This is a genomic window from Niveibacterium sp. 24ML, from assembly GCF_026586805.1.
Classification (GTDB): domain Bacteria; phylum Pseudomonadota; class Gammaproteobacteria; order Burkholderiales; family Rhodocyclaceae; genus Niveibacterium.
In genome coordinates, this window is the sequence record NZ_JAPFHA010000005.1 from 188,477 (window position 1) to 201,933 (window position 13,457).

The window sequence follows — 13,457 nt, forward strand, 5'->3', positions numbered from 1 at the left end:
CGAGGTCGAGCAAGCAACGGTCGTACGAGGTGAGGCTCACGCCGGCGGCGCAGTCCAGCGACCCGGGATTGCGCGCCGGGCTCGCGCAAGGCAAGGAGGGGCTTGCCGCGTGGCGGGCGTTCTCGTAACTTTTCGCCCTGCGTTGTTCTTGCTCATGAGGAGGTTCGCATGCGCATCTTCGACACTCTCTCGGCCCAGATCGACAGCGTGGGCCTGCCACTCTTTGCCGTAACCCTAGCCGCGGTGCCGCGCGCCGATACGCCGCTGCTGATGTTCATGCACTGGCACGGCTTCCGGCGCGAAGGCCCGCGCCGCACTGCGGACGCCAGCCGCGAAGCGCGGCCGGTGGCAAGTTCTGCCTTGCAGATCAACAGCCGCTGGCAGGCCATCGCCCACATCGAATCAGACGTCCTCGACGCGGCCTGGCAGTTGGGCGCCTGGAATCTTGAACGCGACGAGAAGCGGGCCTGCAACACCGTCGGGGCGCCGCTCAGCGAGGCACTGGCCTGCCGGCAAGCCTTCGGCGATTACCCCGCCTTCGACGAGCGCGAAACCCTGCTGGCCGAAGCGCCCGATCGCGCATCGCTGATGCAGCTCGCGGCCGAAGTGGGATACGTGCAGTGGCAGTTCCGGCCGGTGGCCGGCGGTGTGTGGGCCGCAAGCGGCGGCGACGACACGCTGGACGCCAGCGGCCACCGCGCGCCGCCCTGTCCGGTCAGCGCTGAAAGCCTCGCCGGGGGCGCGCGGCGCAGTCGCCGCACGGTGTACCGCTTGGGCGCGGTGCATCGCCTGATCGTCTGAAAATGCCCTCTTGAAACCGCCGGGGGCCGCCCCTATTTCGGCCCCGTTGGCCCCCGCAAGGGCCGACGAGCCGGTGCGCCAGTGTGCTCACGGTGCGCCGCGCTCATCCGTTTCCGTTATCTGAATCGCACAGGAGATCGATATGCACATTCGTCCTCTGCACGACCGGATCATCGTCAAGCGGGTCGACAAGGCACGCCAGACCGCATCCGGCATCGTCATCCCCGATACGGCCTCTGAAAAGCCCGAGCAAGGCGAAGTCCTCGCCGTCGGGCCCGGCAAGCGTCACACCGACGGCAGCCTGCTCGCGCTGCAGGTGAAGGTTGGCGACCTCGTCCTGTTCGGCAAGTACAGCGGCCAGACCGTCAAGCTCGACGATCAGGAATACCTCGTCCTGCGCGAGGAAGACGTGCTCGGCGTCATCGAAGGCGCCGGCGAAGCGAAGCTCAAGGCCGCCTGAGGCGCCTGCGCTCGCAATCAATCCCAGTTCATCTTTACAGGAGCCAAGCCATGGCAGCGAAAGAAGTCCGCTTCCACGACAACGCCCGGGATCGCATCGTCACCGGCGTGAACATTCTCGCCAACGCAGTGAAAGTCACCCTCGGCCCGAAGGGTCGCAACGTCTTGCTGGCGCGTAGTTTCGGCGCGCCGCACATCACCAAGGATGGGGTCTCGGTTGCAAAGGAAATCGAACTCAAGGACAAGTTCGAAAACATGGGCGCCCAGATGCTCAAGGAAGTCGCCTCGAAAACGGCCGACGTGGCCGGCGACGGCACCACCACGGCAACGGTGCTGGCCCAGTCGATCGTGCAAGAGGGCATGAAGTACGTTGCATCGGGCATGAACCCGATGGATCTCAAGCGCGGCATCGACAAGGCGGTGAGCGCGGTGGTCAAAGAGCTGCAAACGCTCTCGCGCCCGGTCACCAACAGCAAGGAAACCGCACAGGTGGCAGCGCTCTCGGCCAACGCCGACGCCTCGATCGGCCAGATCATCGCCGACGCAATGGACAAGGTCGGCAAGGAAGGCGTGATCACCGTCGAAGACGGCAAGAGCCTTGAAAACGAACTCGAAGTCGTCGAAGGCATGCAGTTCGACCGCGGTTACCTGAGCCCCTACTTCATCAACAACCCCGAGAAACAGACCGCCGTTCTCGATGACCCGCTGATCCTCATCCACGACAAGAAGATCAGCAGCATCCGCGACCTGCTGCCGGTGCTCGAAACCGTCGCCAAGGCCGGCAAGCCGCTGCTGATCATCGCCGAAGACATCGAAGGCGAAGCGCTCGCGACCCTGGTGGTCAACAGCATGCGTGGCGTGCTCAAGGTGGCGGCGGTCAAGGCGCCCGGCTTCGGTGATCGCCGCAAGGCCATGCTCGAAGACATCGCCATCCTCACCGGCGGCGCCGTCATCTCGGAAGAGACCGGCCGCCAGCTCGAAAAGGCCACGCTCGAAGACCTTGGCCGCGCCAAGCGGGTCGAGATCGAGAAGGAAAACACCACCATCATCGACGGTGCCGGCGCCAAGGCCGCGATCGAAGCGCGCGTGAAGACCATCCGCGCCCAGATCGAAAGCGCCACCAGCGACTACGACCGCGAAAAGCTGCAGGAGCGCGTCGCCAAGCTCGCCGGCGGTGTTGCGGTAATCCGCGTCGGCGCCGCCACCGAAGTCGAGATGAAGGAGAAGAAAGACCGCGTCGACGACGCGCTGCACGCCACCCGCGCGGCGGTGGAAGAGGGCATCGTGGCCGGCGGTGGCGTTGCGCTGCTGCGCGCCCGCTCCCGCATCCAGGGCCTCAAGGGCGACAACGCCGATCAGGACGCCGGCATCCGCATCGTCCTGCGTGCGCTTGAAGAGCCCCTGCGGGCCATTGCCGCCAACGCGGGTGACGAACCCTCGGTGGTGGTGAACAAAGTGCTCGAAGGCAGCGGCAACTTCGGCTACAACGCCGCCGACGGCAGCTACGGCGATCTGGTCGCGCTTGGCGTGATCGACCCGACCAAGGTCACCCGCTCCGCGCTGCAGAACGCCGCCTCGGTCGCCAGCCTCATCCTCACCACCGACGCCACCGTCGCCGAAGCGCCACAGGAAACCAAAGCGGCAAGCCCCGCGCACGCCGACATGGACTACTGAGCCGCATCGCCCCAACAACAAAGCCCGCTTCGGCGGGCTTTGTTGTTGCCGGGCTCGCGCGCGAAGGAAGCGCTTCGCCGGGCGTGGCACGCGCCGACCGGCGCGCCCCTACCGACCGTGAGAAGCCGCGCGTCCCGCGCAGGCTCAGCGCTGCGCCGGCACCGCCCCCACCATTGCCGGGTTCACGTTCACCAGGCTGCTGTCGGCATCGGCTGCACAGGGTCGGTCAGCGTACTCGACCTGCCCGCCGACGACGCATTTGTACGATCGCCCGCGCGGCACGCCACCGTTCGCCGTGGCCGCTGGCGCCGGCAGCTCGCTCGCCTGCCGTGGCGCTGGCTCGACCCAAGGCGGCGTACCGCGGGCATTGCCACCGGGTGCGCGCTGGGCGGGGGGTGAATGCGGTGTCGCCAGGCTTGAATCCGTGGGGGGCAGGCCGAATCGCGGCGCCGGCGAAACGCCCGCCGCCAGCCAGGTGATGAACGCAGCCCCAGCCAATGCGATAGCGAAGTGCTTCCAGGAAAACGCGTACTTGGTGCTCATGATCGGGGCAAGCGAAATCAGGTGTGACGAATTCCAGGCCCGCGCGCCGCATTTGACGTTTGTCCACCCACGGCGCACTTCGTCACCCCTAGAATGGCCACAGCCCCCGCCCCCGCCCCCGATCGCCGCCATGGCCCGCTACCGCCGTAAAGACGAAGGTCTGCTCACCCTCGCGCTGCAAGCGCCGTGGTACGTCTCGGCCGTCTTCGCGCTCGCCATCTTCATCGGCGTCTTCGTCTGGCTGCCGCGCACCACCGCCTTCGGCATCTGGGGCGCCGGCATGTACGCCGGCACGCGGCCCTTCGCACTGATCGCCCTGTTTGTCTTTTCCGCGATCGCGATTTACAAGTTCCTCCAACAGCTCGCGTCTCAACGCGGCGGCTACACCTACGCTTTTGAGCCCAAGGCGCGCCAGACTTCGGCCGATTGGGGCCGCGTCGCATCCGGCGATGCACGCGTCGAGCCGACAAACCAGCTCGCGCCCGATGAGTGTGCGGACGGCTCAGCGCGCGCTGCTGACGCGCGGCCCACCGAATGGTCGCTTACCGTGCTGCGCGATATGGAATGGAAGCGCTTCGAAGACCTGTGCCTCGCCTTCTACCGCGCCAAAGGCATCCGCGCCGAAAGCACCCCGCTGGGGCCAGACGGCGGCGTCGACCTGCGCCTCTACCAGGACGACGCCGACCCGCAACGCTGCACCGCCATCGTCCAATGCAAAGCCTGGGGCGAACGCGCTGTCGGCGTAAAGCTGATCCGCGAACTGCGCGGCGTCATGGCCCACGAAGGCGTCGACAAAGGCTTCTTCATGGCACCCGGCCGCTACACCGAAGAAGCCCGCGCCTTCGCCGCCGCCAACCGGATCACATTGATAGACGGCCGTCAGCTGCTCGCGATGCTCCAGCGCCTGCCCGCCGACGTCAGCCGCAAGCTGCTCGCCGCTGCGACGGCGGGGGACTGGACGACGCCGAGTTGTCCGTCCTGTGGAATCAAGATGGTCGCGCGCGAAAGTGCGCGAGGGGCGTATTGGGGGTGCGCGGCATTTCCAAAGTGCAAACAAACCTTGGGGATGCGCGAATGCAAGACCTGACCCCGCGAACTCCATGACCCTCCAATCACGCCCGCCGGGCTGGCCCTGCAGGGCCAATCGGGCGAACCCAAACTCTCTCACTCATACACCACGCGGTGGGACATCAACACCACTGAAGGCGTTATGACGCGATGAAATCACACTTCTGCATGCTTCTGATTGGAATGCTCCCCTCGCTGGCGCTCGCCTTCCAGCCGAAAGGCACAGTGCTCTGCCAAGACCCCGCGACCGAAGTGCACCGCACTGTGTGGGCAAAGACATGCCCGCGCGGCACCGTGGAGGTGTTCGCGTTGGAAGTCGGAGGCGCAGGAGGGTACTGGACGAGTTCGGGACAGTGGGTCGGTCAAGTTGCGCCACGAGTTGATCGCTCAAAGCTTCGAGAGACGTCCGCCAGCGACCGTCAGGCGGTGGAATCACTGTTAGATCGAGTTCCGAACGCCTCGCGTTAGGAGAGGAGTACAGCCATGTCACGCCGCAAACTTGAACTGAACCCGGCCCCCGGGCCGAGCAAGGGTGCGGGGGTGCGGGGTCAGGTCTTGCATTCACTCATGTACGCGGGCCGGGGGCTGAATCGCAGAGTCGGGTCTTGCAATCGCACATTCACCCTGCCGCTCTGAATGAACGAATGCAAGACCTGACCCCCAAAGTTGCTCGCTACGGGCACCTTGAGGACGTATGAGGCGAGGCTGAGACATGAATCGAAATTTCTCGCCCCTAAATAGGGATGCCGCGACTAACTCGTTCAACCCGCTTACCTACTGCGTCGCTAGCTAAGTGACTTTTGTCACGCAGCTGCGGCTATCTCTCAAAATCAGGAGATTCATGTGACCAAGAGTTTCATATTCATCCTTTCTACAACTCTCATCCTGTCTGCTTGCGTAACGGCACATGACAGAAAGTCGGCAGCGGCGAATATAGACTTGCCTGTAGTCACAATGGCAAACCAGGAAGACTACCGTCTTCCTTACAACGAATCCGCGGAGGCTTTGCTCTTTAGCATCTCACCTCATGGTGGAGACATCCTTGGTTTACATTCTTCCGAAGAAGAATTCTTAGCTCCATCCACTACAACAGGTTTTTCAAAAGAGCAATTATTTGGTCGAATTAAGCAATTTGCAAACCGCTCCGAACCAATCAGGAAAAATGACTACCTTGAAATCTCTATAACCCCCGAAGAAACAAGGCTTTCGCGAGTGGTCATCCTTGCATATGATTCATATCTTTACATGAACGACTTCAGGCGAGATATCGGCTATACAGGCCTAAAAGATACATTATCAAACAACGACTTGCTCCCCTTGTATGTTGATCGACCTTGTTCCATTAAAGGGGTAATCAGACTCAACAACGAAACCGCAGAATTCGATGTTGAAATACCACGACCCGGACTTCACCTGCTAATTGTCGAACGGAAAACGCCCGGAATTGCACGAGTCAAGTTCGCCAATCAAGATATTAGACCAGCCATTGTGGTGGACACATATGCAAGCTATAGGGAGTGGCTGTCTGAAAATCCACCCTCGTTGGGCGAATCAAGAAAAGTACCTCAGCTGGAATTGATGGAGTGACGAGACCATGGACAATACCGAGAACGTGGCTTACGTTTCGCTTAGCAGGGTGATGCAAAACCCGGCGGGTGTACGGGGTCAGGTCTTGCAATCGCGCATTCTGCGTGGAGATCCTGATCTGCCCCGTATTCCGTAGCAGCGGTTTGGCGCGAAATCCTAGGTTGGGATGTGTCTTGGGGAATCGTGATCCGACGCCGACTGCGCCCATCAGTCCGGCATAAGTGCCGACCAAGATGAAGCTAGGCCAGCGGTAGTTTCATTTCCTCAAGGCCCGCCAAAGGGGAGCCCGGGGTCAGGTCTTGCATTCACTCATTTGTCGACGAGCGAAGGCCTGATCTTCTCCCGCCGGCGTTACGCAGCGCCATGACGGCCAGGAGAGAGGCCGAGGACTGTCTGAGCGACGAGCGCAGTGAGGAGCGAGTTCCGCAGGCCCCCGGCCGTGCGAGCAGCGCAGGGACGTCAGGTGCGCAGCGCCTGACCGCAATCGCGAGCGGCGCTCTTTGCTTACTTTCTGGCGCTGGAGGCAGAAAGTAAGCCGCCCGCCGGGGCGGGACCCGGCCGGCCAAGCGAGCAGGTCCGAACCCCCGCTTGCTCGAACAAAGCACCGTAGCCCGGATGCGGCGCAGCGGAATCCGGGGTCCCCGGCACGTGTGCGCAAGGCCCCGGATTCCGGCTTTCGCCTCCATCCAGGCTACGTCGAGCCCGCCCTGCATTCAGCATCCAAGCGAATAGCACCGTAAGGAGCAATTGGAAATGATTGGACTCTTGTATCTCATCGCGGCGGTCATCTACCTGATCGTCTTGGTGTCTGTGGTTCGCTGGGCGTGGCGGATCGGAGAGCACACAAGCAAAAAGCGCGCTGTTGCGTTCTCCGGACTGGCGGGCTTTGTGACGCTATTGCCATTGGTTTATGACTACATCCCCATGCTCATCATTCATCAATACTACTGCGACAAAGATGGCGGCATAGTTGTCTATCAAGATCCTGCCCGATGGATGGAACGGCACTCTTCTGAGATTGATGGCCTTCGTGTGCGGGCGGGAGGAGAACCAATCGCAAATTCAGATCGGAGCTGGACGGGTGAGTACTTAGTTAATAGGAAGGTTGCGCGGCGCTTTCGACAGACGAGCTTCATGGCGCCCGCAGGGGTTGAATTGGTAAAGAGCCGGTACGAACTATTTGATGTTGAAGGAAAGGCTGTGCTTGTCGCGAGGGTGAGTTATAGCGCTGGCAGATCTTTCCAGTCTGGGAATCTTCGGTTCTGGTCGTACGAGAGTGACTGCAAAGACAACAGCGCCAGTCAATTTCATGAGTTCGAGAGCTTGTTGACGGTCTTTTCGGAAAGCCACTGACCATGATTTCAAGGGACCCCGGGGCCAGGTCTTGCAGGCCAGCATTTCCAAAGAGCCCATTGCCGCCAATCGGGTGCCATCCTAGCCTCGTCCGATTGCGCCGAGCAACGGAGCACGGCCGTCAGGTGCGCAGCGCCTGACCGCAATCGCGAGCGGCGCTCTTTGCTTACTTTCTGGCGCTGGAGGCAGAAAGTAAGCCGCCCGCCGGGGCGGGACCCGGCCGGTCAAGCGAGCAAGTCCGAACCCCGCTTGATCGAACCGACTCCCGGCGAGCCCTTCAAGCCAGCGGAAGTTTCAAGGCCTCAAGGCCCGCCAAGGCAGCGTGCGCTGCATTGCGGACGAGTTCGTCGATGCGCGTGTCGGTCGCAACGCTTTCCCAAAAGGCGCTTGCCGCCAGCAAGGCCACCCGCCATGCATCAAGCGCCGGCGGCGTGACGATGAGCGGTGCGAGGAGCGTGGCGGGTACTTCGCCTGAGGCGCGCGGGGCGAGCGCCATGGGCAGCATGTCGTAGGCGGGCGCAAGCTCAAGCGTTGCGCTGCCGGCATGGAGGAATGCGAGGTTGCCGGCGTGCATGTCGGTATTCCCGATCAGGCGCCCGAAGGCCCACAGGCGTTCGGCATCTTGCTGCGCCGCAGGGGTGATGCGGCCCTGTGCCGCGAGTGCCGCGGTGATGACCGGCCAGGGGCGATGGGCTTGGCCGACAAAGGCGGCGTCGAGCGCGGCGAGGGATACGACACCGCAGCGGCCGAGGTGCGGGTGCTGGGCGTTCGTGGCCGGCATGCGGTCGAAGCGTTCGACTTCGAGGAAGGTCTGCCCGCCGAAGTGATGCAGGCTGCTGCGGCTGGCAGGTAGCCCGAATTTGGCGAGCGTCTGCAAGGCCAGGTGTTCGGCGACCAGCAGGCTGGCCCATCGGCGCGCGACCGGGTTGTCGGCTGCGCTGCTGAACTTGACCAGAACCGGCTTCCGCTGCCCGGCCTCTTCGACGATGGCAGCGAACTTGGGTTGCTCGCCGCCGGCTGAGGAACCGGGCAGTTCGCCCGCCAGGGCAGCGGCCGCGAGCGCGGGGTAGCGGTTTGCGCGTTCGTCGCCCCGCACCACTTCCGTTTGCGGTTTGCCGAGGTAGCGCGCGAGCGCCGCATCGCCCACCAGCAGGTTGCCGACCCCGTCGTCCCCAACCGTAGCAAGCGCGGCCAGCACTTCGTCGTCACCCCATTCGCGCAGGTCCGCCGGCAAGTGCAGCGAGGCGGCTTCGCGCCGCGCAAACGCACGGCCGAGAAAGCCCTGCGGCCGCATGTCCTGCAGCCACCACGGCAGGCCCTCGAAGTGCTCGGCCTCGCCGTACTCGGTGAAGTTGACCAGATAGCCCGACGGCGCGACCGGCTCAAGCCAGCCGACTGCGGACACGCGCGCATCCGCTTCGACGCGGTGGATCGGGAAGCGCGTCTGGCCCGCGACGGTGCGCCGCAGCGCGTAGGCCGTCGCCCGTGCCTTGCCGTAGCGGATGACCCGTGCACCGGCGGCCGCCACCGCGCGCGACAGCGTCGGCCGGCTGACACCCAGGCGCGTGCACAGCGCTGAGGCGGAGCGCGGGCCGGAGGACAGTGCGGTGATCAAATTGGAGGCGTCAGTCATGGTGCGTGAAACGATTGCTGAAGCGATACTGTGCCCGCATCACCAGCCCGAAGCAAGGCAAGCGCGATCATGCAGGCCAGTATTTGCAAGGAATTTGTGGTGATCCGCTCTAGCGGAAGATCGCTTAGGCGTCATAACGCTGAAACGATAAAAAAGCCCGCAATCTGCGGGCTTTTCTTGTCTGCTTGCCTGTCAGCGGCTGATCGGCTTGTAGCGGATCCGCTTCGGCTTCGCGCCTTCTTCACCGAGTCGTTTCTTCTTGTCTTCTTCGTATTCCTGGTAGTTGCCGTTGAAGAAGGTCCATTGCGAATCGCCTTCGGCGGCGAGGATGTGGGTGGCGATGCGGTCGAGGAACCAGCGGTCGTGCGAGGTGACGAGCACGCAGCCGGAGAATTCGAGCAGCGCGTCTTCCAGCGCACGCAGCGTTTCCACGTCGAGGTCGTTTGAGGGTTCGTCGAGCAGCAGCACGTTGGCGCCGGCGATCAGCGTTTTCGCCAGGTGCAGGCGGCCGCGCTCACCGCCGGAGAGCTTGCCGACGATCTTCTGCTGGTCGCCGCCCTTGAAGTTGAAGCGGCCGATGTAGGCGCGGCTGGGCATTTCGAACTTGCCCACGGTCAGGATGTCGGCGCCGCCAGCGATGGCTTCGAACACCGTCTTGTCGGCGTCAAGGCCTTCGCGGGTCTGGTCGACGGCGGCGAGCTTCACGGTGGTGCCGATGACGACTTCGCCCGAATCCGGCTTTTCCTTGCCCATGATCATGCGGAACAGCGTGGACTTACCGGCGCCGTTCGGGCCGATCACGCCAACGATGGCGCCGGGCGGAATGCTGAAGTTGAGCTTGTCGATCAGCAGGCGATCACCGAATCCCTTCGAGACATCCTTGAACTCGATCACCTGGTTACCGAGGCGCTCACCCGGCGGGATGAAGATTTCGTGGGTCTCGTTGCGCTTCTGGTATTCGACGTTGGACATTTCCTCGTAGCGGGCCAGACGGGCCTTGCTCTTGGATTGCCGCGCCTTGGCGCCCTGGCGCACCCATTCGAGTTCTTCCTTCATCGCCTTGCGGTGGGCGTCTTCCTGCTTCTGTTCCTGCGCCAGGCGGGCACCCTTCTGCTCCAGCCAGCTGGAGTAGTTGCCCTTCCAGGGGATGCCCTCGCCGCGGTCCAGTTCGAGGATCCACTCGGCGGCGTTGTCGAGGAAGTAGCGATCGTGGGTGACGGCCACCACGGTGCCGGGGAAGCGCACGAGGAACTGCTCCAGCCACTCGACCGATTCGGCGTCGAGGTGGTTGGTGGGTTCGTCGAGCAGCAGCATGTCCGGCTTGCTCAGCAGCAGCTTGGCGAGCGCGACGCGGCGCTTTTCACCGCCGGAAAGCGGGCCGATCTTGGCGTCCCACGCCGGCAGGCGCAGTGCGTCGGCGGCGATTTCGAGCTGGGTATCGAGATCGGCGCCCGAGGTGGCGATGATGTTCTCGTACTTGGCCTGCAGCTCGGCGAGCTTGTCGAAGTCGGCATCCGGCTCGGCGTAGGCGGCGTACACCTCTTCGAGCTTGGTCTTCGCTTCCATCACTTCGCCCAGTGCGGATTCAACTTCTTCACGCACCGTCTTGTTGGCGTCGAGCTCGGGCTCCTGCGGCAGGTAGCCGATGCTCATGTTGGGCTGCCACTGCACCTCGCCGTCGTATTCCTTGTCGGCGCCGGCCATGATGCGCAGCACCGTCGATTTGCCCGAGCCGTTGAGGCCCAGCAGGCCGATCTTCGCGCCGGGGAAGAAGGAAAGGGAGATGTCCTTGATGATCTGACGCTTGGGCGGAACGATCTTGTTCACGCGCAGCATCGACATGACGTACTGGGCCATTTCAGCGTGCTTTCAGTGGTGAATCGGGGAATGGGCGAGAGCTTACCGGAAAGGGGCCGATTTCCGTTGCCGTGGGCGTGCCGCGCCACCCGCGCTGCGTCAGGAAGGCGCTGGCGGATTTGCCGTCAGGCGCACGGCCTGTCGAACACCGCGCGGGTCAATCCGCCAGAAACCTCACCCGCCCCGATTCCAGTTCATAGACGGCACCCACCAGCTGGAAGTCGCCGCGGGCGAGTGATGCTTTGCCTTCGGGCGATTCGCGCAGGGCGCGCAGGGTCCAGCGCACGTTGGCTTCAACGGCGGCGTGCATCAGTTGCTCGGGGGGCCGCGTGGGGTCGAGGTCGTCGAAGGCGGGGACGATGCCTTCGAGCAGCGTTTCGATGCGGCTGCGGTGTTCCGCGCTCTCGTACTTGCGCGCGAGCGCGGCCTTGACTGCGCCGCAGCCTTCATGCCCCATCACGACGAACAGCGGGGTGTGCAGGTGCGTGCCGGCGTACTGCAGGGTGCCGGCGATGGTGGGGCCGAGCACGTTGCCGGCGACGCGGATGATGAACAGCTCGCCGAAGCCGGCGTCGAACACCAGCTCGGGCGGCACCCGGCTGTCGCTGCAGCCGAGGATCGTTGCATACGGCGCCTGCCCCTTGGCGAGATCGGCGAGGACTTCTTTCTGCACGGTGGGGAATCGGGCCTCGCCGGCGACGAATCGGGCGTTGCCGGCCTTGAGGCGTTCAAGCGCTTGTTCGGCGGTGTAGGCGGGGCGGGGATGCGAATCGGGCATGGCGGGCTCCATCAGGTGCCCGGCGGCGCCGGGCTCAGGGCGCGCGGTCGAGTTCGGCAGCGAGGGCGCGCAGATCTTCTGGAAGCGTAGCGCCGGGATGTGCTTCGCGCCAGCGCTTGAGCAGTGCACGGGCCTCATCGGGGCGCTGATCGCGCAGAAGGCGGCGCACTTCGTCGAAGGTCTCGGTATCAAGCGGCGCGGCCATGTCGGCGCTGATGGCGCGTTTCTGCATCGCCTTGGCGGCGGGCACCTCGCTGGCGGCAGGCTTCGCAGCCTGTACCGGTGCCGGCGCTGCCATTGCCGGCGCGGCGTTGAGCGATTCCGCGCTGCGCTCCAGACGGGCGCTGTCCGCCTGCTTGGTGGATTCAGGTTTGGCCTCCGCCTTCGCTTCTGCCTCGGCGGGTGGCGGCGGTGGGGCGGCGCGCTCAAGGCCGCGGAAGACCACTGCGTCTTCCTCCGTGCGGGTGTCCGCCTTCTGCGGGGCGCTCTTCGGTGCCGGCGGGGCTTCGGTGATGGCTTTGGCGACCGACTGCGTGGGCTTGGCCGTTTGCGGCAGCACCGGGGCCGCGCGCGATTCGGCCGGCGCAGCGTCGAGCGCGGCTGTGGCCGCTTCCGGCGCAGGGGCTGGCGCCTCCTGAACCGCGACGGGCGCGGGTTCGTAGGCGCTGTCGGGCGCGCGGTCGGCCAGCCCGTCGACGAACCACATCCGCCCGAGTCCCACCGCCACCATCAGCGTGGCGGCTGCCGCCAGCGGCAGCGACGCGCGGCGCCACCAGGGGAAGGCGATGACTTTGGCGGTCGCGCGCGGCGCTTCGGCGTCGGCGGGGGTTGCGCGGGCAAGTTCGGCCGCAACGGCGGCGCGCACGCGCGCATCGAGCGCCGCGCCCGGTTCGGCCGGCGGCAGCGCGCGGTAGGCGTCCTGCACCTCGTGCAAGTCGCGGTCGTCGGCGGATTCGGTGGGGCGGGTCATGGCCAGATGCCGCGCAGCGCGGCCCTCAGTTTGGCAACGGCGTAACGCAGCCGGCTCTTTGCGGTTTCGACATTCACGCCGGTTAAACGTGCCACTTCTTCCAGTGGCAGTTCACTGTGCTCGCGCAGCAGGAAGGCTTCGCGCTGCACCGCCGGCAGCGCAGCCAGTGCGCGGGCGATGGCGGCGGCTTTCTGGCTGCGGTCCAGCGCTATATCCGGTGTCTGCGTGCCGGTATCGGGGATGGCGTCGAAGGGGTCGGCGTCCTCTTCGGATGACTGCAGTTCGCTCGCCAGCGCGGGGCGCTTTTCGCGCAGCAGGTCGATCGTGCGGTTGCGCGCGATCTGGAACAGCCAGGTGCGGAACTGCGCGGTGGGGCGGTACTGCGCCCGCGCCTTCGCGACCGACAGCCACACATCCTGGAACACATCATCCACCGCAATCCCCTGGCCGATCAGCAGGCGCGCCACAAAGGCATAGAGGCCCCGCTTGTGCCGTGCGTACAGCGTATCGAAAGCCGCCATGTCGCCGGCCGCGAACGCGAGCATCAGCGCTTCGTCGCTATCGGTGGCGGGCGGGGCGGCGGGGTCGGACATGGCGGGCGAGTATACCGCCGCCGGTTCCACCGCCGCGTGGGTCGAGGCACGCAGCTTGGCGCTGAGCAACGCGGCGCCCAACATCAAGGTCGTAAGACAAATCCGTCGGGCTTCACTGCGCTCAGCGCAAACCTGCATTCG

General features: G+C 64.5%; 12 protein-coding genes. 6 read left to right on the top strand and 6 right to left on the bottom strand.

The window, feature by feature from the left end:
- Window positions 1-168 precede the first annotated feature (168 nt).
- The 3 genes from OPU71_RS06470 to groL all read left to right on the top strand — a co-directional run bounded on the left by OPU71_RS06470 (window position 169) and on the right by groL (window position 2,934).
- On the top strand, window positions 169-801 hold the full coding sequence (locus OPU71_RS06470; RefSeq protein WP_267726358.1) for a hypothetical protein: 633 nt from the start codon (window positions 169-171) through the stop codon (window positions 799-801).
- Between the two features lie 142 nt (window positions 802-943).
- Window positions 944-1,261, top strand: coding sequence for a co-chaperone GroES (locus OPU71_RS06475; RefSeq protein ID WP_267726360.1), 318 nt, complete (start codon window positions 944-946; stop codon window positions 1,259-1,261).
- A 50-nt stretch (window positions 1,262-1,311) separates the two neighbouring features.
- Entirely contained in the window at window positions 1,312-2,934 is a 1,623-nt protein-coding gene (gene groL, locus OPU71_RS06480) for a chaperonin GroEL (RefSeq protein WP_267726362.1), read from the top strand.
- A gap of 144 nt (window positions 2,935-3,078) precedes the next feature.
- Here the strand turns inward: groL and OPU71_RS06485 are convergent, their stop codons facing one another.
- A complete protein-coding gene (locus OPU71_RS06485; RefSeq protein ID WP_267726364.1) occupies window positions 3,079-3,477 on the bottom strand; it encodes a hypothetical protein in 399 nt (132 codons plus the stop codon).
- Window positions 3,478-3,607: 130 nt separating this feature from the next.
- Here OPU71_RS06485 and OPU71_RS06490 point away from each other — a divergent pair, with 130 nt between their 5' ends.
- The 3 genes from OPU71_RS06490 to OPU71_RS06500 all read left to right on the top strand — a co-directional run bounded on the left by OPU71_RS06490 (window position 3,608) and on the right by OPU71_RS06500 (window position 7,485).
- Window positions 3,608-4,564 (top strand): restriction endonuclease, encoded by a 957-nt coding sequence (locus OPU71_RS06490; protein ID WP_267726367.1) that lies wholly within the window; start codon window positions 3,608-3,610, stop codon window positions 4,562-4,564.
- Between the two features lie 824 nt (window positions 4,565-5,388).
- A complete protein-coding gene (locus OPU71_RS06495) occupies window positions 5,389-6,132 on the top strand; it encodes a hypothetical protein (protein ID WP_267726369.1) in 744 nt (247 codons plus the stop codon).
- A gap of 753 nt (window positions 6,133-6,885) precedes the next feature.
- Window positions 6,886-7,485, top strand: a complete 600-nt coding sequence (locus OPU71_RS06500; protein ID WP_267726372.1) for a hypothetical protein — start codon at window positions 6,886-6,888, stop codon at window positions 7,483-7,485.
- A 277-nt stretch (window positions 7,486-7,762) separates the two neighbouring features.
- On the opposite strand, the gene yjjJ is transcribed toward OPU71_RS06500, so the two are convergent.
- The 5 genes from yjjJ to OPU71_RS06525 all read right to left on the bottom strand — a co-directional run bounded on the left by yjjJ (window position 7,763) and on the right by OPU71_RS06525 (window position 13,454).
- The gene (yjjJ, locus tag OPU71_RS06505; protein ID WP_267726374.1) at window positions 7,763-9,118 is read right to left on the bottom strand and encodes a type II toxin-antitoxin system HipA family toxin YjjJ; all 1,356 of its coding nucleotides are present in this window, start codon (window positions 9,116-9,118) and stop codon (window positions 7,763-7,765) included.
- 192 nt (window positions 9,119-9,310) lie between these two features.
- Window positions 9,311-10,975: an energy-dependent translational throttle protein EttA gene (gene ettA / locus OPU71_RS06510; RefSeq protein WP_267726376.1), complete on the bottom strand. Its 1,665-nt coding sequence runs from the start codon at window positions 10,973-10,975 to the stop codon at window positions 9,311-9,313.
- A gap of 157 nt (window positions 10,976-11,132) precedes the next feature.
- Window positions 11,133-11,753, bottom strand: coding sequence for a carbonic anhydrase (locus tag OPU71_RS06515; RefSeq protein ID WP_267726378.1), 621 nt, complete (start codon window positions 11,751-11,753; stop codon window positions 11,133-11,135).
- A gap of 34 nt (window positions 11,754-11,787) precedes the next feature.
- Window positions 11,788-12,723 (bottom strand): hypothetical protein, encoded by a 936-nt coding sequence (locus OPU71_RS06520; protein WP_267726380.1) that lies wholly within the window; start codon window positions 12,721-12,723, stop codon window positions 11,788-11,790.
- Window positions 12,720-13,454, bottom strand: a complete 735-nt coding sequence (locus OPU71_RS06525) for an RNA polymerase sigma factor (RefSeq protein ID WP_267726382.1) — start codon at window positions 13,452-13,454, stop codon at window positions 12,720-12,722. Before OPU71_RS06525 ends, OPU71_RS06520 begins: the two co-directional genes overlap by 4 nt.
- Between the last annotated feature and the right edge of the window lie 3 nt (window positions 13,455-13,457).

What these genes read in the sequence shown, in the direction of transcription:
- OPU71_RS06470 (WP_267726358.1), top strand. Translation starts at nt 169, where the DNA reads ATGCGCATCTTCGACACTCTCTCGGCCCAGATCGACAGCGTGGGCCTG.
- OPU71_RS06475 (WP_267726360.1), top strand. Translation starts at nt 944, where the DNA reads ATGCACATTCGTCCTCTGCACGACCGGATCATCGTCAAGCGGGTCGAC.
- groL (WP_267726362.1), top strand. Translation starts at nt 1,312, where the DNA reads ATGGCAGCGAAAGAAGTCCGCTTCCACGACAACGCCCGGGATCGCATC.
- OPU71_RS06485 (WP_267726364.1), bottom strand. Translation starts at nt 3,477, where the DNA reads ATGAGCACCAAGTACGCGTTTTCCTGGAAGCACTTCGCTATCGCATTG.
- OPU71_RS06490 (WP_267726367.1), top strand. Translation starts at nt 3,608, where the DNA reads ATGGCCCGCTACCGCCGTAAAGACGAAGGTCTGCTCACCCTCGCGCTG.
- OPU71_RS06500 (WP_267726372.1), top strand. Translation starts at nt 6,886, where the DNA reads ATGATTGGACTCTTGTATCTCATCGCGGCGGTCATCTACCTGATCGTC.
- yjjJ (WP_267726374.1), bottom strand. Translation starts at nt 9,118, where the DNA reads ATGACTGACGCCTCCAATTTGATCACCGCACTGTCCTCCGGCCCGCGC.
- ettA (WP_267726376.1), bottom strand. Translation starts at nt 10,975, where the DNA reads ATGGCCCAGTACGTCATGTCGATGCTGCGCGTGAACAAGATCGTTCCG.
- OPU71_RS06515 (WP_267726378.1), bottom strand. Translation starts at nt 11,753, where the DNA reads ATGCCCGATTCGCATCCCCGCCCCGCCTACACCGCCGAACAAGCGCTT.
- OPU71_RS06520 (WP_267726380.1), bottom strand. Translation starts at nt 12,723, where the DNA reads ATGACCCGCCCCACCGAATCCGCCGACGACCGCGACTTGCACGAGGTG.
- OPU71_RS06525 (WP_267726382.1), bottom strand. Translation starts at nt 13,454, where the DNA reads ATGCAGGTTTGCGCTGAGCGCAGTGAAGCCCGACGGATTTGTCTTACG.